23 protein-coding genes are annotated in these 23,225 nt (G+C 49.2%); 18 read left to right on the top strand and 5 right to left on the bottom strand.

Going from position 1 to position 23,225, the window contains the following annotated elements; genetic code table 11:
* Positions 1 to 14 precede the first annotated feature (14 nt).
* Positions 15 to 671 carry a DUF1232 domain-containing protein gene (locus tag ABEA66_RS17915; RefSeq protein WP_345589495.1) on the bottom strand — a complete coding sequence of 219 codons (657 nt, stop codon included), beginning with the start codon at positions 669 to 671 and terminating at the stop codon, positions 15 to 17.
* A gap of 132 nt (positions 672 to 803) precedes the next feature.
* Between ABEA66_RS17915 and ytaF the strand changes: the two genes are divergently transcribed.
* The 7 genes from ytaF to ABEA66_RS17880 all read left to right on the top strand — a co-directional run bounded on the left by ytaF (position 804) and on the right by ABEA66_RS17880 (position 5,783).
* On the top strand, positions 804 to 1,439 hold the full coding sequence (gene ytaF / locus ABEA66_RS17910) for a sporulation membrane protein YtaF (protein ID WP_377740766.1): 636 nt from the start codon (positions 804 to 806) through the stop codon (positions 1,437 to 1,439).
* 295 nt (positions 1,440 to 1,734) lie between these two features.
* Positions 1,735 to 2,202 (top strand): NUDIX hydrolase, encoded by a 468-nt coding sequence (locus tag ABEA66_RS17905; RefSeq protein ID WP_345589491.1) that lies wholly within the window; start codon positions 1,735 to 1,737, stop codon positions 2,200 to 2,202.
* Complete coding sequence (locus ABEA66_RS17900) at positions 2,199 to 2,966, top strand: DUF3891 family protein (protein ID WP_345589489.1); 768 nt, start codon at positions 2,199 to 2,201, stop codon at positions 2,964 to 2,966. The genes ABEA66_RS17905 and ABEA66_RS17900 overlap by 4 nt, the downstream gene beginning before the upstream one ends.
* A gap of 78 nt (positions 2,967 to 3,044) precedes the next feature.
* Positions 3,045 to 3,518, top strand: coding sequence for an NUDIX domain-containing protein (locus ABEA66_RS17895; protein WP_345589487.1), 474 nt, complete (start codon positions 3,045 to 3,047; stop codon positions 3,516 to 3,518).
* A 42-nt stretch (positions 3,519 to 3,560) separates the two neighbouring features.
* Positions 3,561 to 4,049, top strand: a complete 489-nt coding sequence (locus ABEA66_RS17890) for a DinB family protein (RefSeq protein ID WP_345589485.1) — start codon at positions 3,561 to 3,563, stop codon at positions 4,047 to 4,049.
* The gene (locus ABEA66_RS17885) at positions 4,046 to 4,438 is read left to right on the top strand and encodes an MmcQ/YjbR family DNA-binding protein (RefSeq protein WP_079910101.1); all 393 of its coding nucleotides are present in this window, start codon (positions 4,046 to 4,048) and stop codon (positions 4,436 to 4,438) included. The genes ABEA66_RS17890 and ABEA66_RS17885 overlap by 4 nt, the downstream gene beginning before the upstream one ends.
* Before the next feature lie 88 nt (positions 4,439 to 4,526).
* Positions 4,527 to 5,783, top strand: coding sequence for an ATP-binding protein (locus ABEA66_RS17880; RefSeq protein WP_079910102.1), 1,257 nt, complete (start codon positions 4,527 to 4,529; stop codon positions 5,781 to 5,783).
* 56 nt (positions 5,784 to 5,839) lie between these two features.
* On the opposite strand, the gene ABEA66_RS17875 is transcribed toward ABEA66_RS17880, so the two are convergent.
* Entirely contained in the window at positions 5,840 to 6,040 is a 201-nt protein-coding gene (locus ABEA66_RS17875; protein ID WP_144027821.1) for a hypothetical protein, read from the bottom strand.
* A gap of 274 nt (positions 6,041 to 6,314) precedes the next feature.
* Between ABEA66_RS17875 and ABEA66_RS17870 the strand changes: the two genes are divergently transcribed.
* Entirely contained in the window at positions 6,315 to 6,869 is a 555-nt protein-coding gene (locus ABEA66_RS17870) for a DJ-1/PfpI family protein (RefSeq protein ID WP_079910104.1), read from the top strand.
* A gap of 77 nt (positions 6,870 to 6,946) precedes the next feature.
* Here the strand turns inward: ABEA66_RS17870 and ABEA66_RS17865 are convergent, their stop codons facing one another.
* A complete protein-coding gene (locus ABEA66_RS17865; protein ID WP_179135968.1) occupies positions 6,947 to 7,102 on the bottom strand; it encodes a hypothetical protein in 156 nt (51 codons plus the stop codon).
* A gap of 103 nt (positions 7,103 to 7,205) precedes the next feature.
* Between ABEA66_RS17865 and ABEA66_RS17860 the strand changes: the two genes are divergently transcribed.
* From ABEA66_RS17860 to ABEA66_RS17845, 4 genes are all read left to right on the top strand, one after another.
* A complete protein-coding gene (locus ABEA66_RS17860) occupies positions 7,206 to 9,020 on the top strand; it encodes an ABC transporter substrate-binding protein (protein ID WP_079910105.1) in 1,815 nt (604 codons plus the stop codon).
* A gap of 337 nt (positions 9,021 to 9,357) precedes the next feature.
* The gene (gene ppdK / locus ABEA66_RS17855; protein ID WP_345589480.1) at positions 9,358 to 12,051 is read left to right on the top strand and encodes a pyruvate, phosphate dikinase; all 2,694 of its coding nucleotides are present in this window, start codon (positions 9,358 to 9,360) and stop codon (positions 12,049 to 12,051) included.
* Between the two features lie 94 nt (positions 12,052 to 12,145).
* Positions 12,146 to 12,589 carry a nucleoside-diphosphate kinase gene (gene ndk / locus ABEA66_RS17850; RefSeq protein ID WP_079910107.1) on the top strand — a complete coding sequence of 148 codons (444 nt, stop codon included), beginning with the start codon at positions 12,146 to 12,148 and terminating at the stop codon, positions 12,587 to 12,589.
* A 228-nt stretch (positions 12,590 to 12,817) separates the two neighbouring features.
* A complete protein-coding gene (locus tag ABEA66_RS17845; protein ID WP_079910108.1) occupies positions 12,818 to 13,933 on the top strand; it encodes an aminopeptidase in 1,116 nt (371 codons plus the stop codon).
* Positions 13,934 to 14,197: 264 nt separating this feature from the next.
* Here ABEA66_RS17845 and ABEA66_RS17840 read toward each other — a convergent pair whose 3' ends face one another.
* The gene (locus tag ABEA66_RS17840) at positions 14,198 to 15,085 is read right to left on the bottom strand and encodes an AraC family transcriptional regulator (protein ID WP_079910110.1); all 888 of its coding nucleotides are present in this window, start codon (positions 15,083 to 15,085) and stop codon (positions 14,198 to 14,200) included.
* A gap of 139 nt (positions 15,086 to 15,224) precedes the next feature.
* Between ABEA66_RS17840 and ABEA66_RS17835 the strand changes: the two genes are divergently transcribed.
* The 4 genes from ABEA66_RS17835 (at position 15,225) to ABEA66_RS17820 (ending at position 18,992) form a co-directional block, all read left to right on the top strand.
* The gene (locus tag ABEA66_RS17835; protein ID WP_192702799.1) at positions 15,225 to 16,511 is read left to right on the top strand and encodes a Gfo/Idh/MocA family oxidoreductase; all 1,287 of its coding nucleotides are present in this window, start codon (positions 15,225 to 15,227) and stop codon (positions 16,509 to 16,511) included.
* Positions 16,512 to 16,636: 125 nt separating this feature from the next.
* Positions 16,637 to 17,338, top strand: a complete 702-nt coding sequence (locus ABEA66_RS17830; RefSeq protein ID WP_079910112.1) for a peptidylprolyl isomerase — start codon at positions 16,637 to 16,639, stop codon at positions 17,336 to 17,338.
* 26 nt (positions 17,339 to 17,364) lie between these two features.
* Positions 17,365 to 17,586 (top strand): hypothetical protein, encoded by a 222-nt coding sequence (locus tag ABEA66_RS17825; RefSeq protein ID WP_079910179.1) that lies wholly within the window; start codon positions 17,365 to 17,367, stop codon positions 17,584 to 17,586.
* Between the two features lie 287 nt (positions 17,587 to 17,873).
* A complete protein-coding gene (locus tag ABEA66_RS17820; protein ID WP_345589469.1) occupies positions 17,874 to 18,992 on the top strand; it encodes an AbrB family transcriptional regulator in 1,119 nt (372 codons plus the stop codon).
* On the opposite strand, the gene ABEA66_RS17815 is transcribed toward ABEA66_RS17820, so the two are convergent.
* Complete coding sequence (locus tag ABEA66_RS17815; protein WP_079910114.1) at positions 18,989 to 19,837, bottom strand: helix-turn-helix domain-containing protein; 849 nt, start codon at positions 19,835 to 19,837, stop codon at positions 18,989 to 18,991. The genes ABEA66_RS17820 and ABEA66_RS17815 overlap by 4 nt on opposite strands.
* A gap of 289 nt (positions 19,838 to 20,126) precedes the next feature.
* On the opposite strand from ABEA66_RS17815, the gene ABEA66_RS17810 reads away from it, so the two are divergent.
* Positions 20,127 to 21,623 carry a tagaturonate epimerase family protein gene (locus tag ABEA66_RS17810; RefSeq protein ID WP_079910115.1) on the top strand — a complete coding sequence of 499 codons (1,497 nt, stop codon included), beginning with the start codon at positions 20,127 to 20,129 and terminating at the stop codon, positions 21,621 to 21,623.
* Positions 21,624 to 21,706: 83 nt separating this feature from the next.
* Complete coding sequence (gene uxaC / locus ABEA66_RS17805; protein WP_079910116.1) at positions 21,707 to 23,116, top strand: glucuronate isomerase; 1,410 nt, start codon at positions 21,707 to 21,709, stop codon at positions 23,114 to 23,116.
* Positions 23,117 to 23,225 lie beyond the last annotated feature (109 nt).

Raw genomic sequence — 23,225 nt, 5'->3', positions numbered from 1 at the left:
CGGATCGGGTCAGGTCAGGTCTTGGTATCCTGTTGGGACAACCGTTCCAATACAATCTGAACGGCAATGGCATCATCCAGATAGCCGATAGGGAACACGTAATCAGGGATTATATCCGTAGATAAGATAAAGTAAAGCAGAGCGCTCCCCAGGATCGCTCTTTTTTCTGTTGACAGGTCGTCCTTGCCAAAGAGATCGTACATTTGCCTAAGCTCATCGATAAAAGGACCGGCGCTGTTCACGCTGTCGACCTTCGCCTGAAAATCCTCAATGATGATGCGCCGTCCTTCCTCCGTCAACGCATATTGCTCATACTTGGTAAGCTCCTTGCGTACCTGCTCGGTGGTGAACTTGGAATCAAACAAATTGTAGCTTAACAGCACCTCTTTAATACTATCGACGGAGGCATGAAGTTCCGAATTATCCGCAGCGGATGGGGAGACCGTTTCGAGTCCTGCGGCTTGAAAAAGCCGTTCGGAAGGGATGCCCAGATGTACGGCAAACAGATGGAGGTGGTCCATCTTCGCTTTTTGCTTGCCGTTAATGATGCGTGAAATAATGGCGGTATCAATTCCGGTAAGAGCACTCAATTTCCGCATGGACATGGATCTTTCTTTCAGCAGCGCTTTTAATATTTCACCTACATACGGGCCCTGTTGATTTGCGTTCATTAGGTTTCTCCTTTCCGGCAAAGCCATTTCGACTCCAGTGTTGATTTTTCTCAACAAATGTTGCGAAGGACAGGCACTTTTCCTCAACAATCTCAATACGATGAAGTAAACAGAGAAGAGGAGTGGAATCGTATGGCATGGTTATTTATTCTCGGATTTGCTGTATCATCAAGTCTGGATAATTTGGGAGTCGGGATCTCTTACGGAATTCGCGGGATTCGAATCGGTCTTGTCTCTAACCTCATCATGGCTGCCATTTGCTTTATATTGAGCGAAGCGGGGATTGTGGGCGGCCAGTGGATATCCAGGATTTTGCCCGGCATCTTCCCTACACTTGTCGGAGCCTTTGTACTGATCATTATCGGCATTCGCATTGTACTGCTGGCGTTACCGCGCAAGAAGCAATTATCGGAATCTCCGGCCGAGCCCTTGTCAAATGGCGATTCTTTAAAGGAGCTGCTAAAAAATCCGGAGAAAGCGGATCTTGATCGATCGGGTGAGATCGGGTATCTGGAAGCGATTGTACTCGGTTTGGCGTTATCGGCTAACGCGGTTACGAACGGTTTGGGGGCGGGGCTCCTCGGTTTGTCGCCGCTCGCTATAGCCGTAACGGCAGCCATCGGCAGCTTTATTACCGTATGGGCAGGGACCGCCGTCGGGCGGAAAGCTTCAACGATTCGAATCGGTTCTTTCCATTTGGGTCAAATGGGTACGCTGATAAGCGGTGTAGTTCTGCTCGTGATTGCTTGCAATGCTTTGTTCGGATAAGGTCAGGAATGCCATGGTACCAAACTTGTCTATTTATTTTACGGTTCGCAAGAGGCTAATATGACAGAAGTTGGATGTCCATTGGATACAGGCCTTTTTTACTATACTTTATGGATTTCGAGTTTCATGGCCAAGTAGTGGAAGCCGCTTTGAAGCCTTAGCCCCACTTTGTGGGGTTTTTTCATGAGTATAGGCCTATTGGATGGAAAGGAAAGAATTTACTGCAACAATATGTCATTTTGTGGTAGCATATAGGGGGTTGGAATTTCTAGCCAACAGCAAAGGAGGCATCCCCTTGCTTACACGGATTACGGAGCTTCCCACTGACAAACGGATCGCCGGGGTTCACTGCATACCGGTGCTGGCTAACGGCGACATGGTCATGGTATGGGATCAAGAGGAACAGACGTTAACGACTATCGGCGGAAGACTCGAGGGTAACGAAACAATAGAAGAGGGTTTACATAGAGAGGCAATGGAGGAAGCAGGGATCGTGTTAGCCGGTGAGCGGTATCCCTTCGCCTGCTGGTATTGGAAGGAGACGGATACTTATACCGTATTTTTTCTAACCAGAGTCGGAAGCTTTCACCGAATGCCGGAAGGCTTTGAAAAAACAGGCTATGTCATTATGAGCTTTCGCACCGCGGCTCAAATGATTAACGCAATAGAAGGGCCTGGCTTACGGATGGACCTAATTGCAATGGCGGAACAGCACTTGGAGCCGTTTCTTGCCTGCGAACAGGAACAAGGAGGAATCATATGATCATTCGTGAAACGGATCGGGAATTTGTGATGATCACGCAGCATGACCATGCTTGCTTGTCCGGGCACCTTGCTGCTCAATTATGTGACGATTTGTTTCTAGAGGCCGGCTGTATTCCGGATGTATTGCTGGCTATTCAAGAGCATGACCGTGGATGGATCCGTCTGGATCATACGCCAATCTGGAACGACCGGGACCAGGTGCCGTTCTCCTTTAACGACTACCCGATGCTGCCCAAGCTTGTTCTGTATACGTTAGGAATCGATGAAGTGGAACAAAGAAACGAGTACGCTGCTTTGCTTTGCAGCCTGCATTATGCTTCATTCCAGCACATACGGAGCTCTTCGCATCCGGATTGCATTGCTTTTTGCAGCAGAGAGGCCGACAGGCAGGAGCGCTTGCATAGGAAGCTTAAGCTTTCACAAGAGGTCGTAAGCAGGCATTTCCAGCTTCTGCAGCTGTGCGACGACTTATCGTTATATATTTGCTTGAATCGTCCGGGCTCGCCGAAGGAGCAGGAGCATCCCTGGTACCGTGACGGCTTCAAGCGTTCCGAGCCCCTGCTTCCAGAAGGCAGCCCCCGGCTGCTTGCAGAGTGGGTGAATGAGAAGGAAATCAAGATGACACCGTTCCTATTCAAGAAAGAGTTTCAGACGAGCATTCCTGTCAAGCATGTCTCCAAGGACATGATCCGGTCAAAGGGCTTAAACACAGCGTATACTCAGGCGATTGCGCAGGAACAGGAGGTATCGATTGTAAGCTAAACGGAATGGGGGCTGAAGGATGAGCCCTCCTTCCTTAACGCCGTGCATTCATTTTGTCATCAGCGAGGAGATGATTAGATGACCTACCATATTCGCGTAAGACCCAGTGCATTAATCATACAGTCCAACTGTATTTTAATGGTCGAATATAAAGACAGTGACGGCGTTCATTACAATTTGCCGGGAGGAGGGGCCGAGCCGGGAGAGACTTTGGTGGAGGGTGCAGCGAGAGAAGTGCAGGAAGAAACCTGCGCTGCTGTAGAGGTTGGCCCGATAGCCTTCGTATATGAAATGGCTCCGCATAAGCAATCCGGCGATTATCCGAACGCACCGCACACCTTGTCTGTCATTTTTGAATGCTTTTTAAAGGAGGATGAGATCCCGAGATTACCGGACCGGCCGGACCTGCATCAAACTGCTGTGAAGTGGGTTCCTATACCGAGTCTGGATTCTATTGTGTTGTATCCCAATATCAAAAGTCATATCCGGGAATATGTGAGCAGGCGCAAAAATATCGAGCTTATAGAAGACCATAGCCTGGAATGCTATTAAACCCATTGGGATGCTCCCAGAAAACGATGTCAGGAGGTACTAATGAAGCCGAGCCCCGTCCAATTATTGAAGCAATTTGCAGAGTTCATTCCCTATGTAGAAGCGCTAGCCCGTTACGGAAATGAGTTGTGGGACAGGCCGCTGCAAGAAGGCAAATGGACGGTCCAACAAATTATCGCCCATATCCTGCTATGGGATCAATATTTTTACGAGCAGGCTATTCGGTATCTGGGTACAGGAGCTTCCTTGCCTCTTAAGCATCTGGATTTCGACGAGTTCAATAAGCAGGCTGTAGTCTTCAGCCACCAACATGGCAAAGAGGACATAGTCAGACTTGCAATGGAATATCGGCAGCGAATTGTGGATCGTATAGGCCAGTTGACGGAAGAAGACTATCATGTTCCATACGTCGACCGGGATGGCAATGGGTTCACTGTATATGAGTACCTTATAGGTTTCGTTCCTCATGACAACCATCACATGCAACAGATTGAACAATGCTTGGAGGCTGCAAGGAGGAGCACGGTATGACCTTCCACAAACCTATAGCGTCAAAAGAAGGCTTGAAGCTGGTTGAGCGAATCAGGAGGTTCTGCCAGGCTTTCCCCGAGGTGACGGAGAAGATCGATCAATTCGGTCATACCTCGTTTCGCGTCAGCGATAAACCGTTTGTCATGCTGGGTGAAGGGGAAGCCGTCTCCATGTCGATCAAGGCGGATAGAGATACCCAGGAGTTTCTTCTTCAGCAAGAGGATACAAACTACGCGAAAACCCGATATATCGGGCATCACGGGTGGGTCACGATTATTGACCTTGCCAGAGCGGATTGGAAAGAGATCGAAGAGCTGATAGCCGAAGCCTATGTCCGGACTGCTCCCAAAAAATACGCAAAATGGCTCCAGCAGACAGAGAACAGATAGAATCCTTCTAATAGCAAGAAGAAGGGTTCTATTTTGGGGTCGTAATGGAATTTGATGAACTAGGCCAAACGAAGAATCGGGAGAATGTATGTTGATCTATTTTAAAGATTATTTGCTAAATTTATTTTTTATCTTTTCTCCATTCGTGCTTTACCCCTATATCTACAAAACCAAAAAAAGGCCTTTGCTGTACCGCTTCTTGATCTACACCCTATTTGCCTGCGCACTGATCGTGACCATGTCTTTCCCTACTCATCTGGATGGGCTGCTATTTGATTTTCGTTCGATACCTTTAACCTTGGGGTCGTTTTATGGCGGGAACGCGGTGTCGGCCTTCTTATATATCACACTGATGGGATATCGCCTGATTATGGGTTACCCCAACAACTTTGTCTATGCGATCTCGCTGGCGCCAAGCTTTCTGATTCTTTTGTACTACATCAAAAAGTACCCTACTTATAAGCTCCATCAGAAGGTGTGGAGTGCTGTATGGCTGTGCAGTTTCATTAAGCTGACGACCTTTACGCTATATCTTGCTTTGACTGATCATTTAGAGCTGCTGTGGATTGAGCCGATAACGAAGCTGGAAACGTATCTGCTGCAGGGGCTTATTGCCGGCTTGTGCGTGTACTTAATCGAGTTTTTGAACAACTATTTTTATATGCAGGAAGAAGTCGTTAATAGTGAAAAGGTGAAAATTGTAAGCGATATGGCGGCTTCCGTAGCTCACGAAATACGGAACCCGTTAACCACCGTGAGGGGATTTATTCAACTGCTGGGCTCGGCAAGCCTGGACCAAGAGAAGAAGCAGTACTATCAAAAGCTGTGTCTGGAGGAATTGGACCGGGCCCAAGTCATCATTACCGATTATTTGTCCTTGGCTAAGCCTGACCCGGAAGTAATTGAAAAGATCAATGTCAATGAGGAAGTGCGTTATTTATCGAACGTACTTCTTACTTATGCCAACTACTACAACATTCAGATTGACGGAAACGTGGACCAGGACGAAGCTCTCTACATATTGGGGGACAAGTATAAATTCAGACAGGCGTTTATCAATATCGGGAAAAATGCAATCGAAGCCATGGCGAATGGAGGACTCTTGGCATTTACGGTAAAAAGCCAGGAGAATCACGTCTCCATAATCGTCAGTGATTCCGGAGTAGGGATGACGGAGGAGCAGGTGCGCCGGCTGGGAACACCGTACTTTTCGACGAAGGAGAAGGGAACGGGGCTCGGGACGATGGTTTCCTTCGGGATTATTAGAAAGATGAACGGAAAAATCGAATTGAGAAGCGAGCTGGGGAAGGGGACGGTATATACGGTCGTCTTTCCCCGGGTTTAGACCTCATTAAAGACAGAAACCCTGTGTCCACAGGGTTTCTGTCCAATCCGAACCGGTTAGGCGGTTTCTATAAGCTCGGTTAAATAAATGCTTGTTTTAATAACCGTTCCATTTTTATCGAGTTTTACGTAAATCCACTCGGTCTGCTTGTCCACGACCGTCCCTCTGCCTTCTCTTGTTAACACCTTGGTTTTGTTCAACAAAACTTGAAACGGATAATGTGCTGATTGACTTCTTAGGACTTTCTTCGGCATCATTATATCTTCCTTTTTTAATAATGTATACATCATTTGTATACACATAATTCTAGCATGTCCTTTAGAAAGATTCTGTTTCAAATATCACAGATTGCGAAATTCATGATAATAAAGTGGAGGGGATTTCAAGAGATCGGTATGGGTAGGGTATAAAACAATTTCTTGATACGTTGTGACAAGGTTTCTACATCTTTCGCTATTTTCCACCCGTTTACAATTGTTGGGACATGCTTCACAATGAAATGGAGTACAAACCAATACGGGAGGGATTCCGTTGTCCAAAAAAATTCTTATCATCACCGGCGATGCCGTAGAAGCGCTTGAAGTGTATTATCCGTATTATCGCGTGGTGGAGGCTGGCTATGAAGCCGTCATCGCCTCTCCGACGAAGAAGACGCTGCGTACCGTTGTGCATGATTTTGAAGGCTGGGATACGTATACGGAGAAGCCGGGCTATCAGCTTGATTCCCACATCTCCTTCTCGGAAGTGGACCCATCCCAGTTTGACGGCTTAATTATTCCTGGCGGAAGAGCGCCCGAATATATTCGTCTGGACGAGCATGTACCTCGCATTCTGACTCATTTCCTGGAGACGAATAAGCCTGTCGGAGCGATATGCCATGCGGCATTGGTGTTCGGGGCGTTAAAGGACAAATCTGTATTCGAAGGACGCACAATGACGGCCTATACAGCATGCCGCTTCGATGTGGAGCAGCTGGGAGCGACCTATGCTTCCGAGACGCTGCATGTGGACAGGAATCTGGTCTCTGGTCACGCATGGCCTGATTTGCCGGGATTTATGCGGGAGTTTTTGAAGCTGCTGTCTTAAACGATGATAAACCATGCGCCGGTAAACCGGGATATGCCTCGAATACCGGCGTTTTCCATGTTCATCGTTTTCCCTCCTTATAGCAATCCTGCCGCCAAACTTATAACAGCTGTGCTTATCAGCCACTCCATCATGGAAACCTGCGCCCGCCAACGATAGCGGGTCCGGCTGGTTCTTTCCATTTCTCCCTGACGTTCTTTCATCTGCCATTCAAGCTCGAATACATTCATCATGTTTTCTTCACTCCTTTTGTTAATGATTATAGCTGGATAAAGATGAATAAAAAGTGTAGAATGTCGATTGTATTCTTCATCTTTTATTTCAGGAGGATGTTCTATGCTGGAGTACTACTACCTGACTCTTCGAAAGCATCTCCCGAGTGCGCAGGATAAGGAAGAAATCGAGATCACGCTGCCCCAATTGACAGAATGGCTGCATTGCTCGAGCCGGAATGTGAATTTAATATTGAAAAAAATGGAAGAGCATAACTGGATACAGTGGCTTCCGGGGAGAGGGAGAGGGCATCGGTCGAGAATCGTATTCCGGATGACCTGTGAGTCGCTAGTTCTGCAGATGGCACAGGATCATGTAAGAAAAGGCGATTTGCAGAAGGCTTTCGCTTGTATTGACGAGCACGGCTACTTGCCGACACTGAGAGATCAGTTCGTATTCTGGCTGGACAGCCACTTCGGTTATCGTCCGGAGGGGAATGATGAGGATAGGACGGATACGCTTCGCATTCCTTATAATAAACCGATTCAATGTCTGGATCCGCCGTTTATCACCTTCGTTGTAGAATCGCATATGGCCAAACAAATTTTTGATAACCTGGTTCGTTATAACCGGCAGACGAAAACCATTGAGCCGCATCTGGCGCATTATTGGACCCGCAATGAGACGGGAACGGATTGGATGTTCTACCTGCGCAAAGGCGTGCTGTTCCACCATGGAAGGGAAATGACGGCGCATGACGTGAAATTCACATTGGACCGAATCCGCTGTGAAGAGATTGACAGTCCTTATCGTTGGATGTTTGAGTGCGTTGACAAGATTGAAGTGTGTGCCCGATATGCCGTCAGAATCCGTTTGTCGCGGCCAAATGCGCTGTTCCTGCACTGCCTAAGCTTTGATAGGGCTTCCGTCGTTCCGGAAGATTTGGTCCTCTCCCTGGGGGATGCATTTCAACGCACACCTGTCGGTACGGGTCCGTTCCAGGTGGTGCAGCATGATAACAATATGCTGGTGTGTGAAGCCTTCGCGCGTTATTTTGATAAAAGAGCCCATCTCGACCGGATTGAAATATGGTACACGCCGGAAGTGGAGTGCAAGGCGAACTGGATAGAACGGACAATGTATCGCATCCGCACCCAGTCCGGAGAGGAATCGCAAGAGCAGAAGACCAATGTGGAGATAAGATCCGATGGCTGCAGTAAAATGCTGACCTTTAATCTGAAGCTGAAGGGACCCCAGCAGCAACTCAGCTTCCGCCAAGCCGTTATGCATGGAATAGACCGCAGCAGGAGTGAGCTGTTACCCTCACCTGAAGACGCTTATTTGGCGGACTGGTTTGTTCCTCGGGAGCATGTATCTCGGCAGGATACGCTGTACAACCCGGAGCTTGCAAAGCGGCTTCTCCAGGAAAGCGGTTATCAAGGGGAAATGATCCGTCTGGCCGTCTCAAAGGCGAACCTTGGTGAGGCGGAGGCAATTCAAAGGATGCTGGGAACAATGGGCATCCGCGTGGAGCTGAACATCTTCGGCGATAATTACCGACAGCGAATAGAGGCCGTAGAGAAAAGTCATTTATGCTTCTATGTCATTATTCTCGATGACGATTTAGTCCTCTCCATACTGGAGCTGTTTCTTGCCGAAAACAGCTTTGTCCGAAGACATCTTAGCGATGAGCTGTTCGGAGAGCTGAAGCAGATCATCCATCAGCTATACAGCCATGAATCGGAGTGCGGGTCCGAGGGGCATATGGAGTGGATTAACCAGCTGGAGCAATTGGTGAAAAAAAACGCCGCCGTTTATTTCATGTACCATTGGCGGCAAAGAACTTATTATCATCCCTCTTTAAGAGGCGTAGCTTTGAATGCACTTGGCTGGGTATCGTTTCGCGATGTATGGTTTGAACCGGTAGCCGGGAAATAATGGGCAGGGACGAGCTTGCTGCGCTGCTGGTAATGAGCGCAAAGGGCAAGGGATCTTGATGGACTTATGGGAGTCCATGGGGGTCCTTTTTTTGTTCCTGTTCAAAACGTTGATTCAACTCATCCTCATCGGAAAGAATTGCTCAAAGTTTGCTATTGGTGGATAAAAACGAAGTAGAATGAACTAATGGTCAATAAATTGCCTTTTAAATCGGGCAAAAAATCGAATTATAACGCACTATTGTTTTTGAATAGTGTGTATGATATCGTAATCTCATTGGAATTATTCCACTTCATTCCACATTCGGCTTTACATATTAGGACAGGGGGAACTGCCAATGGCAAGAGTGATGTCTTTTGGGCAAGGGGATGCAAGTATGAAGCATTTATTAGGCGGTAAAGGAGCTAATCTGGCCGAGATGACGCGGGTCGGATTGCCAGTGCCTCCAGGCTTTACAATCACGACCGATGTTTGCCGGGCTTATTATGCAGCCGGCCTCAGACTTCCGGAAGGTCTGTTTGAGGAAGTGCTTTCGGCTATGAAGGAGCTGGAGGATGCCAAGGGAGAGCGCTTCGGTGATCCATCGCGGCCGCTGCTAGTATCCGTCCGTTCGGGCTCCGTCACCTCCATGCCGGGGATGATGGACACCATTTTGAATCTCGGCTTGAACGACGATACGGTGGAAGGACTTGCCCGCTCTACCGGTGATGCGCGATTCGCCTATGATTGCTATCGACGGCTGATTCAGATGTTCGGTAATGTGGTATTCGACATGGAAGGCTATCATTTCGATTTTCTTCTGGAGCGCATGAAGCAGCAGCAAGGCTTCGAACAAGATCACCAAGTGACGGCTGATGGCTGGAAAGCGCTGATCGATGAATATAAATCCGTTATGGTGAAGCATGCGGGACGCTCCTTTCCCCAGCAAGTGAAGGAGCAGCTCCAGTTGGCTGTAGAAGCGGTATTTCGTTCGTGGAACAATCAGCGCGCGCAAATCTACCGCCGTCTTCACCAAATTCCCGATGAGCAGGGAACAGCGGTCAATGTGCAATCCATGGTATTTGGCAATAGGGGAACGGACTGCGGTACAGGGGTTGTATTTACACGCAATCCTTCTACAGGCGGGCATGAGCTGTATGGGGAGTTCCTGATGAATGCCCAGGGAGAGGACGTTGTGGCTGGAGTCCGGACACCGATGCCGATCAGCAAGCTGGAGGAGGAGCTGCCGCAGGCTTACGAACAGCTTGTATCGGCGGCAAGGAAGCTGGAGCAGCATTACCGTGACATGCAGGACATTGAATTTACGGTAGAAAAAGGCAAGCTGTTTTTCCTGCAAACCCGGAACGGCAAACGAACCGCCCAGGCGGCCGTAAAGCTCGCGGTCGGGTTTGTGAAGGAAGGCACCATTTCCAAAGAAGAAGCCCTGCAACGGATCGAACCGTTCCATCTGGATCAATTGCTGCACCGCGCTATTGATTCCTCATCGCCCATGGAGGTGCTGGCTTCAGGCCTTCCGGCATCCCCCGGAGCGGCTGCAGGGCAAGCCGTCTTCGACGCCGATACGGCGGAAGCCTGGTCGCGCGCCGGGAAGAGAGTGATCCTCGTGCGTTCGGAGACGACGCCCGAGGATATCCACGGCGTGCTCGCTGCCGAGGGCGTGCTTACGAGCCGCGGCGGGATGACCAGTCACGCGGCGGTCGTAGCCCGCGGGATGGGCAAGCCGTGCGTATGCGGCTGCGAGCCCATCCGGCTGCGCGATCGCGCCTTCGATGTTGCCGCCGCCGACAAGGTGACGGCGACGATAGCCGAAGGCGAGTGGATCTCGATTGACGGCGCCACAGGGCGCGTCATTCGCGGGGTGGTGCAGCTGCGCGAGCCGGAGCTGACCGCGGAGCTTGAAGAGCTGCTGGTGTGGGCGGATGAGATCCGTCGCCTGCGGGTCTACACGAACGCGGACACGCCGGAGGATGCCGGCAAGGCTCGCGGCTTCGGTGCGGAGGGCATCGGCCTATGCCGCACGGAGCATATGTTCATGTCGCCGGAGCGGATACCTGTGGTCCGCGGCATGATCCTGGCTGAGCAGCCGGAGGAACGGGCTGCCGCCCTTCGTGAGCTGCTGCCTATGCAGCAAAGCGATTTCGAAGGCATTTTCCGCGCGATGGACGGATTGCCGGTCACGATTCGCCTGCTGGATCCGCCGCTGCACGAATTTTTACCTAATTTGGAGGAGCTCGCCATCCGGCATTCTCTATTATCACAGCAGCCAACCGGTGATGGTGAGGAGCTGAAGCGGGTGGAACGAATGCTGAGGAAGGTCAGGAGCCTGCATGAAATGAACCCGATGCTGGGAACCCGCGGCTGCCGGCTGGGGCTCCTTTATCCCGAAATCTACGAGATGCAGGCCGAAGCGATTTTTCGTGCAGCCATCCAGTGTCTGGACGATAACGTCGATGTTCAGCCTGACATTATGATTCCGCTGGTAGGGCATGACAGTGAGCTGAAAATCATGCGCGAGCTGGTGGATCGCAAGGCGGCCGAGGTACTGGGCACCAGATGGAGCGCGATAAAGTATAGAGTAGGCACGATGATCGAGGTGCCGCGGGCGGCCATTACTGCCGGGTCGATTGCCAGGCATGCAGACTTCTTCTCCTTCGGTACGAACGATCTGACCCAGATGACGCTTGGATACAGCAGGGACGATGCGGAAGGCAAGTTCCTTACGCATTATGTGGAAAGCAAGCTTTTGCCTAACAACCCGTTCCAGGTACTCGATCAGGAAGGCGTCGGAACGCTGATCCGCTGGGCTGTTACCCAGGGCAAATCCGTTAAATCACAGATGAAAACCGGCATTTGCGGCGAGCATGGGGGCGACAAGGAATCGATCTTCTTCTGCCATGCGGAGGGGCTTGATTACGTCAGCTGTTCTCCATATCGGGTACCGCTTGCCCGTATTGCGGCCGCGCAGGCGGCTATTGCCTTGGGGAACCCTTCGGATAGAACCTCCTCACAGCTTGATCAAACCGCATCATAACCTTTTTAAGAGATCGTCATTATAATAAAGGGGTAAATGGGTAATAATGGATAATCCACTTAGTAACGATGACGGCGGGATGAGGTGCAGCCAGTTGGAAAAAACATTTTTAATGGTCAAACCCGATGGGGTACAGCGCGGCTTGATCGGTGCAATTGTTCAACGCTTTGAGGACAAAGGGTTCCAGCTAATTGGAGCCAAGCTGATGCATATAAGCAAGGAGCAGGCTCAGGTTCATTATGAGGAGCATGCCAGTAAGCCTTTTTATGGAGAGCTGGTAGACTTCATTACATCAGGCCCTGTGTTCGCTATGGTGTGGCAGGGAGAGCAGATCGTTGCTCTGTCCAGAGCCATGATGGGTAAGACTAGACCGATGGAGGCGGCCCCTGGAACCATCCGTGGAGATTATGCGGTCCGCACGGAAAGCAATGTTATTCATGGCTCCGATTCGCCGGAAAGCGCGGAGCGGGAAATCGCCGTGTTCTTTAAGCCTGAAGAGCTGCTGAGCTATGAGCACGCAATTCAGCATTGGATCTAATCTCACAAGGACATGGATGCAGTGTCTTGGTTCCAAGCTCACTTTCCGATGTGGTCATCGGGAGTGGGCTTTTTTTTATATTACCGTGATGTCCGATAATCGTTTGATGTTTCAATCAAAATTGGTTACATTGATAAGGGAGGGCTGCCATAAAATCAGTAAGAGCTGTACGTTTTCCGCATGGTTTGCCCCATTGTCCGATGAACCGATAAGGAGAGAGAATAAGCAATGAGAGACCCTAGATTAAAAGTGCTGGCAAGCAACTTAATTCGATATTCCGTGAACCTTCAGCCGGGTGAAAATATTTTGATTGAGATGATAGGAATCAAGGATCAGGAATTGACCAAATGCTTGATTGAGGAAGTCCATGCTGTCGGCGGGCATCCGTTTATAGAGCTTCGCGACCCGGCGGTTACTCGCAGCCTGATGCTTCACGGCACAAAGGCGCAGTTTGAAACGCTGAAGGAGCTGGAGCTGAACCGAATGAAGCAGATGCAGGCTTACATTGGCGTCCGCAGCGGAGACAATATTACGGAAACCTCCGACGTGCCGGATGCGCAAATGAAGCTGTACGTGACGGAATACCAGCGCCCGGTAACGGATCAGCGCGTGAATCATACCAAATGGACAGTCATGCGCTACCCTAATCCGTCTATGGCTCAGCTGGCGAACACGAGCACCGAGGCGTTCGAGGATTTTTATTTTGAGGTATGTAATTTGGATTACAGCAAAATGGGGAAAGCGATGGAGTCTCTGGTGAGTCTGATGAACCGGACGGACAAAGTAAGACTGGTTGCTCAAGGGACGGACCTGACCTTCTCTATCAAGGACATACCGGCTATTCCCTGCGCAGGCAAAAACAATATTCCGGACGGCGAGGTGTTCACTGCGCCTGTGAAAGATTCTGTGAACGGCACGTTGTCTTACAACACCCCGACGATTTATCAGGGAACCTCCTTCGAAAATGTGGTGCTTCGCTTCGAGAACGGTAAAATCGTGGAAGCGACAAGCAACAATACGAAGAAGCTGAACGAAATTTTGGATACCGATGAAGGGGCAAGGTACATAGGCGAATTCGCCATTGGAGTCAATCCGTACATTAAGCATCCGATGAAGGATATTTTGTTCGATGAAAAAATCGACGGAAGCATTCACTTCACGCCGGGGAACGCTTACGAGGAGGCGGATAACGGCAACCGCTCCTCCGTTCATTGGGACATGGTGCTGATCCAGCGGCCGGAATTCGGCGGCGGGGACATTTATTTCGACGACGTGCTGATCCGCAAGGACGGCAAATTCGTTATTCCGGAGCTGGAAGCTTTAAATCCGGAGCATCTTATTTAATCTACTCCATAAGAGGACGCAGCCCCACGCAGCTGCGTCCTTTGATTTTTGAGAAACTTGTTTTTAAGAAATAGGCTAAAAGGGAAGTGGGGTATGACTCGGAGGAGTTTACGTCCGCCTTTGAAACCCGTGAAAATACAAAAAAATAGAATCGAAATTTCATGGGTTTCAACAGCGGCTGGAGGGGCATACCCCACTGTAACCTCTTGGCAATATTTCAAGCTCACTTGTTTCTCAAAAATCATATCCCAAGGGCTGGTCCTCTTACTTCCCCGCCCACTTGCGGTACTGCAAAGGCGACATGCCGCAGGCCGATTTGAAGATCCGCCCGAAATGCGTGCTGCTGTCAAAGCCGACCTGCTCGGTAATGTCCGTAACGGACAGCCTGGTCGATTTGAGCAGCTTCTGGGCTTCCTGAACGCGCAGGCTGTTAACGTATTCGATGACGCCGAATCCGGTTACTTCTTTATAGATGCGGCACAAATAATAAGGGCTGATGTGAAAATGGCCGGACAACGCCTTCAATGACATCGGCTCCCGGAAATGCTCATTGATATATTTCACGATATCAGATACCTTACGATGAAGCGTGGTCGGATGCTCCGAGGTTCTGGCTTTGCTGTCCGAATGCTGGATATGCCGGTAGATCAACAGCAGCAGCTCGCTTAACAAGAGCCGGACGTAGCCTTCCGTGCCGTAATCGGTTTGTCTTCGCTCCCTCAGCAATTTTTCCATGATGGATTCGATCATAATGAGCTCTCTTGCATCGGGGTGTAGAACCGGCCCCTCTCCGAACACGTCGAACAAATCCTCCAGAACCGAACGGTACATCGGCTCCATAAAATAGGATTTGAAATTGATCAAGATCCGCTCATGATGGGGGGAATTGGCTACCATCGTTTTATGGAGCACATTGGGCTGAATAAGGACCAGATCCCCCTTTTTCACATGATAAGACCGGTCTTTGATGAAATAATACCGTTCGCCCGCCCGCATATAATAGATTTCGTATGAATCATGGGAATGGTTCTGATGCATGTTGAACGTATCCGTACGAATGGAATGATCCAGATGAAAGCCGTCCTTCTCGGCTACGAAGGAAAACGGCTTGGGCGCCGGCTTCGGCGTGTTCGGAAGTAAGGGATGTTTCATAGAAAAGGCCTCCCTGCCGCGATGTTTTGGAGATTGTGCAATATAAGTTGAAAAATATTTAATGTAAGCAATTTTTGTGCTGTTTTCGAATATTTATTGCGCTATACTCACAATAACACAGACAAGGGAGGAAATATAGATGTCAAGTCGTAAACGTTATGCACTCGTGGGAACCGGAGGTAGAGCAGGATTTTTCTACACATCCATTGCCCGCGATTTTAAAGAAACATCAGAGCTCGTTGCTTTCTGCGACATCAACCAGACCCGGATGAATGTTGCCAACCAAAAATTGGAGCCGTTCGGCGTAGGTCCGATTCCTACTTATAAATCGCAAGATTTCGACCGCATGATCGAAGAGACCAAACCGGATATTGTCATCGTTACCACGGTTGACCGGACGCACCATACTTATATTATCCGCGCCATGGAGCTCGGCTGTGATGTGATTACTGAAAAGCCGATGACAGTGGATGAAGTGAAATGCCAGGAGATCCTGGATGCGGTGAAAAGAACCGGCCGTAACCTGCGTGTAACATTTAATTACCGTTATTCTCCGCACAACACAAAAATCCGTGAGCTCATTATGGACGGCACGATCGGTGATGTTCACTCCGTACACTTTGAATGGCTGCTTAATACGAAGCATGGCGCCGATTATTTCCGTCGTTGGCACCGTGATAAACGCAACAGCGGCGGCTTGCTCGTTCACAAATCGACGCATCACTTCGATCTGGTTAACTTCTGGCTGGGCACACAGCCTAAGACTGTCTTTGCGTTGGGCGACCTCATGTTCTACGGACGTGAAAATGCCGAGAAACGCGGCGTAACCGAGTTTTATTCCCGTGCACACGGCAGCGAATACGCCAAGAACGATCCGTTCGCGCTGCACCTGGAGCAAAATGAGAATTTGAAAGCCATGTACCTGGATGCCGAGAAGGAAGACGGCTACTACCGCGATCAAAGCGTGTTTGGAGACGGAATCAACATTGAGGATACTATGGGCGTTATGGTGAAATACCGCAACAACGCGATTCTGACTTATTCCTTGTATGCTTATGCTCCATGGGAAGGCTTCCGCGTGTGCTTCAACGGCAGCAAAGGCCGTATCGAAATGAACGTGGTTGAAGCATCGTATGTCAATTCCGGCGGCGAGCAGGCGTTGGAAGGTGCGGTTAAAGGGAAGAAAATTACGGTATTCCCGATGTTTGACGCTCCTTACGAAGTGAAAGTGGAAGAAACGAAAGGCGGACATGGCGGCGGAGACCCTGTGCTGTTGAACGACTTGTTCGGTGAAAAAGCACCAGACCGTTTCAACCGTGCGGCTTCGCACGTAGATGGCGCGATGTCCATCCTGACCGGTATTGCCGGCAATCATTCCATCAAAACCGGACTTCCGGTTCAAGTAGCTAACTTGGTTCAGTTCTAATTGTTTCCTTTTTCAAAAGAGTGCGGGGATCTGCTTGAATAAGCGGCCCTGCGCTTTTTTTGTGAAAATAAATCGTATATACTTTGTATATCTATGAAATTTATTCTAGTAAGGAGAATGCGAGAATGGGTCAAGGCTTTTTAGCAATTTTCATGATCATTGCCGGCATTGTTCATTTTGTAAGTGTTGGTGATGCGGGTATTGTAACAGCTGTGCCTGAAGAGACCAAGGCCGTTGAGCAAAACGCTGTACCTAACGAAACTAAAGCAGATGAACAGGAAAATCACAAGACATACGATAAAGCTCCGGAAATGTCCATCGATGTGAACAAAACCTATGAGGCTGTCATCCATACGAGCAAAGGCGATTTTACGATGGAGCTGTTTCCGAAAACGGCGCCTTTGACGGTCAATAACTTCGTATTTTTGGCGAGAGACGGCTTTTATGAGGATGTTGAGTTTCACCGTGTTATTGAATCGTTCATGATTCAAACAGGTGACCCTACGGGCACTGGAACGGGCGGTCCAGGCTACAAGTTTGCCGACGAGCTGAACACTCCGTACAAGTACGAGCCAGGCATCGTTGCTATGGCCAACGCAGGCCCTAACACGAACGGCAGCCAGTTCTTTATTTGTACGGGAGAAGACAGCAAAAGCTTGAATCGGTACCCGAACTATACGATTTTCGGAAAAATTACGGATGGGATGGAGACCGTGCGGACCATAGCTGGAACTCCTGTGGAGGCATCGGGCTATGGCGAAAGAAGCCATCCTATTAAGTCCGTCAAGATTCAAAAGGTGGACATTATCGAGCGGGATGCCGAGTAAAATAACAGGTAGAGCTGGTGAAGGATATGGAACAGTACTCAACGTTAATTGGCGTCATTTTGGAGAAGCTGGAGCAGACGTATAAGGACTTGAAATTTAATTATAACGGGATGGACAGTGTCTTGAACCAGCATTCCGAGGAAGAGCGTTCAAATACACCGGAGCTTCTTACTCTTGCTGAGCTTCGCGATGTATACGGTGAATTGATACAGCGCTTGGAGGAACGAATGCCCGGTATTAAAGATTAAGAAAGGAAACACGACCTAACAGCTCGTCAGGCTGTTGAGGAACCTAGGGTTGCGTGAACTATGTTACATATGGAGGTGGGGTATGCCTCGGAGGAGTTTACGTCCGCCTTTGAAACCCGTGAAAATACCGCTAAATATAATGACATTTCACGGGTTTCAATAGCGGCTGGAGGGGCATATCCCATCGGAGTATATTGGTAATAGTTCAAGCTTTATAGGTTTTTCAGCAGACTCACGACCTCAACAGGTCGTTTTTCTTTGCCACACTAGGAAAAGAGGACATCATCATGAATCGGATAGTGGAAACACTCCTTGTCACATTTATCGGGGGACTGCTGTTTACACTGCTTCACGTCCCGCTAAGCTGGATGCTTGGCCCGCTGACAGCTGTTCTTCTGTGGACGGCATTCACCCGCCGCAGGATGACGTGGCCTGCCGGACTCCGAAATGCGGGCCTGGCGGTGCTAGGGTACGGCATGGGACTTACCTTCACGTTAGAGAGTGCCAAACAAATTTCGTCGCAGCTGCCTACGATGCTGATGGCAACCGCATTAACCATTGCTTTTAGCCTGGCCGCTGCCTATATTACGTCGAGGCATACCGGGATCAGTATGGCAAGCAGCGCGATCGGCAGTATCCCGGGAGGCTTGTCGCAAATGGTTGTGTTAAGCGAAGAGATTGATGGGGCAGAGACGACGGCCGTAGCGTTTATGCAGACGATACGGCTGTTGACGGTGATTTTTACCGTTCCATTTCTCGCAGTACACGGACTGGCTGACGGAATTCAATCAGACGCTGCGTCAGGATTGAGCAGGCAAGGGGGCGGGAACAGCGGTATTATCGACTCGCTCCTGCATTGGATGCAAGATGCCGCTGCAAGACCGATGTGGTTTGTTCTCGTTGTCGCCGTCGTGGCTGCTTCGGCTTGGCTTGCTCTTAAGCTGAAATTTCCGACCCCTTTTTTTCTGGGGCCAATTATAGCAGCAGGGATCCTAACCGTAACAGGGTATGATCTGCCTCATTTGCCGTCCTTATTCACGCTGTTGGCGCAATGGAGCCTTGGCATTTATATGGGCCTCGGGATCAAATTAAGCAGCCTGTCCAATTGGAGGAAGCTGCTTCCATACTCAATAGCAGGCAGCATAGCGGTTGTAGCATTTTCGCTAGGCCTATCGTATGCGCTAAGCCTTGTTCACCCGATATCCGTGATAACCGGGTTTCTCAGTACTTCGCCAGGCGGGATGACCGAGATGGGGGTCACGGCCTCCCTGATCGGGGCTGATGTATCCATGGTCGTTGCTTATCAAATGTTCCGCATTTTGTTTATATTATTCATCGTGCCTTATGCCCTTCGTTGGGGCTTCCGCCGTTTCAACGGCTCCAAATCAGCAGAAGGCCGCGGTTAGCGCTGCTGCTTGCGGTATTCGTGCGGAGTAAGCTTCGTCAGCTTTTTAAACATGCGGCCAAAGTGAGCGATGTTCTCGAATCCGACGCTGTCGGCAATATCTATGATTTTGCGGTTCGATTCCCTAAGCAGCTTTTGCGCCTCCCGTATTCGTGTCATATTGACATATTCGATGAAGGTGAAGCCTGTAATCTCTTTGAAGGCCCGGCTCATATAATAGGGGCTCATATAGAACAGCTCCGAGATACCGGATAGGGTCATGGGCTCCTGATAATGGGCGTTAATGTGCTGGACGATTTCGGATATTTTTTTGTGCAGCGGGCTCGCATGCTCGAAGGGTACGGCTTCGTGACGCTCCGCATAACGGCTGGAGAACAGCAGCAGTTCTACCAGCAGAAGCTTGATGTAGGTTTCATAGCCGGTCTGCTTCTCCTTAAGCTCCTTGGTGAGCTTGTTCATAATTGTCTGTACAAAGATTTGATCCTGCAGATTGAGACTCAGCACATGAGCCGACTGCTGATAGACGCCCAATAACGACGGATGGTAGAAAGGATGGTCCGTACCGATAAAATCGTCGCTGAAATTGATAACAATTCTTTCATGCCCGGGCTGTCCGACATCCGACGTTTTATGGACATCATGCTTGTTGATAAACACGAGGTCACCCGGAGAAATCAAATAAGAGCGGTCTTTAATAAAGTAGGTCCGCTGCCCGGATAACAAGTAATAGATTTCGTAGGTACCGTGAAAATGGTTGGTCCGCTCGAAAGGTTCCGTACGCTTGATATGCTGAATATAGAAATCGCCTTCTTCCGCACCATAGGTGAAGGATACCGTTTCGCTCATAGGGTTCACATCACTTCCATGCTAGGTTTATCCCGCTAACGGGAATTTGATTTAATATAGATTTAATGGGCTCCAAGCAAAGATGCTGAAGCAGCTTCGAAGCCAAGACCCCAATTTGCGGGGACAGTCTCACCCACATTGCAGGGGATTTTTTTCATTGTAGCAGAGAATGATACTTTTTCATAGCAAGATGCGCATAGGTTTATCTAAATTAGACAAAATAGGCGAAGAAAGTGGTATGATTTTGCGCTATGATCGAATTATCTTATTATTCAAGGAGGCTTTATTCATGAGCAAGTTTCAGGCGATCGCCCAAGCAGTAAAAGAGGGTAACGTGAACCAAATCGACGCTAATGGCATCAAAGTGTATCCGCATTCATTGTCTGAGTCCGGAAACGTGAAGCTGGTTATGGTGAAGGATGGTCAGACCAAATTGATTTTGGCTGTCGGCGAGGGTCCATTGTTCGACGAGCTTCAAGGAACTGTAGAAGGCGGTATTAAAGCCTGCCCGTTAACACATGAAAACCGTCTGGTTATTAATAAATATTTTGATTATACCGTGCCTCGCGCATTCGGTACGCAAGTGGCGACGATCGGTCTTGGCGACCGTCTTGGCATCGCTTCTCCTGGTCATATCAAAACCGTACGCGGCAGAAATGTTCGCCCTATCTTGGCGCAGCAAAGTATCCGTGAGCTGAACCTGACGGGCCGCGATTATAAGCAAGTTGTTGATGCTGCTTGCTTCGCTGCATTCCAGGAAGGCTACAAAGACGGCTTCGGCGCCGACGGCGACCACTTGAAGGTAGAGGCCGACATTGAATTGGCGCTTGGCCTTGGCTTCACTATGCTGACTCTGGACTGCTCCGAGTACATCGATAACTCTATCGAAGGTTCCTCCGCGGCAGATCAAGCAGCTAAATACAATGCTTTGTCCGAAGAAATCCGCAAGCATTACGAGTCCCGCTACCTGAACCAAACCTTCGAAGTAGCTGGAACTTCCATCACGTTTGACAAAGAAACATTGATCAAAAACGTGCTCATCTACGGACCTGCTATCGACTTCATGGAGCATATTTTCAACAAATATATCAAAACAGCTGCCCGCGAAATCGACTTCGAAATCTCGATCGACGAAACGGCAACTCCTACGGCTCCCGAGTCTCACTTCCTGGTAGCCAAAGAATTGTATGCCCGCGGCTTGACGATCTACAGCATGGCGCCTCGTTTCATCGGTGAGTTCCAAAAAGGGATCGACTACATCGGCGACATCGCGCAATTCGAGAAAGAACTGATCATCCATGCAGGTATTGCTGACGATTTTGGGTACAAGCTCAGTATCCACTCCGGCAGTGACAAGTTCAGCGTATTCCCGATTATCGGAAAATACACCAAAGGTCGTTTCCATGTGAAAACAGCGGGAACCAACTGGCTGGAGGCTGTTAGAACGGTAGCGAAAGTTAACCCAGGCTTGTACCGCAGAATGCATCAATATGCCTTGGAGCACTTTGAAGAAGCGACAGCTTATTACCATGTAACGACCGATCTGAGCAAAATCGTTCCATTGGACCAAGTGGCTGACGCGGATCTGGCCGATACGTACATGAACGAGAACAATGCCCGTCAAGTGATCCATATCACTTATGGTATTCTGCTTCAAGCGAAGGATGCGGAAGGCAAATCGTTGTTTAAAGACGAGTTCTACAGCACGTTGAGCGACCAAGAGGAAGCATTCGAGCAATCGCTGATTTCTCATATCGGCAAGCATTTGGATCTGTTGGGCAAGTAATATATCATCCGGGCCGAAAGGTGCTTACAGCACGTTTCGGCTTGGTCATAATTAACAATCATGGGAGAAGGGATGATTCCTGTATGAAGCAATTTCTCGACGAGAACTTTTTGTTGTCTAACGAAACGGCAGTACGTTTATATCATGATTTCGCTAAGGATATGCCGATTATCGACTACCACTGCCATTTGAGCCCGCAAGAAATTTACGAGAACAAAACATTCAAAAACATTACGGAAGCTTGGCTGTACGGAGACCATTACAAATGGAGAGCAATGAGATCCAATGGAGTGGAAGAGAAATTCGTTACCGGCGGCGAAGGCGCTTCCGATTATGACCGTTTCCTTGCATGGGCCAAAACCGTTCCGCAAACGATCGGCAACCCGCTTTATCACTGGTCCCACTTGGAGCTGCAGCGCTATTTTGGCATTTATGATCTGCTTAACGAGAAGAATGCCCCTGCCATTTGGGAAAAAGTAAACGCTCAACTGACCGGCGAAGGCTTCGGCGCTAGAGATTTCATCAAGAAATCGAACGTCAAAGTCGTATGTACGACAGACGATCCTACGGATTCCTTGGAATACCACATTAAAATCAAAGACATCAAAGATTTCGACGTCTTGGTGCTTCCTTCATTCCGTCCGGATAAAGGACTTGAAATCAACCGCGCAACCTTCCTGCCATGGGTAGAGAAGCTGGGGCAAGTTGCCGGTCAAGCAATCGACAACTACGATCAATTGCTGGCGGCGCTGGAATCAAGAATTCGTTTCTTCCATTCAGTCGGCGGCCGCGTGTCTGACCATGCGTTGGATTATGTTGCTTACGCTGAAACAACGAAAGAGCAGGCGGCTGCGATTTTTGCCAAAGCTTTGAAGGGCGAAGCGGTAAGCCTTGAGGAAGAAAAGCAGTACAAAACGTATACTCTTGTCTTTATGGGCAAGCTGTACGCGGAATTGGGCTGGGCTATGCAGTTCCATATTAACGCTGCACGCAACAACAACAGCCGTATGTTCGGCAATCTCGGTCCGGATACCGGTTACGACTCCATCAACGACAGCTCTCTTGCATATCCTCTTGCCAAGCTGCTTGACGCATTGGATACCGAAGATGCATTGCCTAAGACGATTCTGTACTCCTTGAACCCTAAAGACCATTACGTGCTGGGCACGATTATGGGCAGCTTCCAGGGTGGAGGCGTTCCAGGCAAAATTCAGTTGGGCTCCGCTTGGTGGTTCCTTGATACTAAGGACGGCATGATCGAGCAAATGAAAGCTCTATCGAACCTGGGCTTGTTCAGCCGCTTTGTTGGTATGCTGACGGATTCCAGAAGCTTCCTGTCCTACACAAGACATGAGTACTTCAGAAGAATCGTATGTAATTTGATCGGCGAATGGGTCGAGAACGGAGAGGCTCCTAACGACCTTGAGCTGCTCGGCACCATCGTTCAAAATATTTGTTATAACAACGCCAAAGAGTATTTCAATTTCTCCTAAGCGGCAGGCGAATCTCGACAAGTCCGGTATATCCACGCGATATGCCGGGCTTTTTTTGCATTGCGGAGCTTATTCATTGGATAAAAGGAAGGATATGGTTAGACGGCAT

It is taken from the genome of Paenibacillus vulneris (assembly GCF_039543185.1).
Taxonomy (GTDB): Bacteria; Bacillota; Bacilli; order Paenibacillales; family NBRC-103111; genus Paenibacillus_S; species Paenibacillus_S vulneris.
The sequence above is the reverse complement of the archived record's forward strand: the minus strand, read 5'-3'. Positions and strand labels throughout refer to the sequence as shown.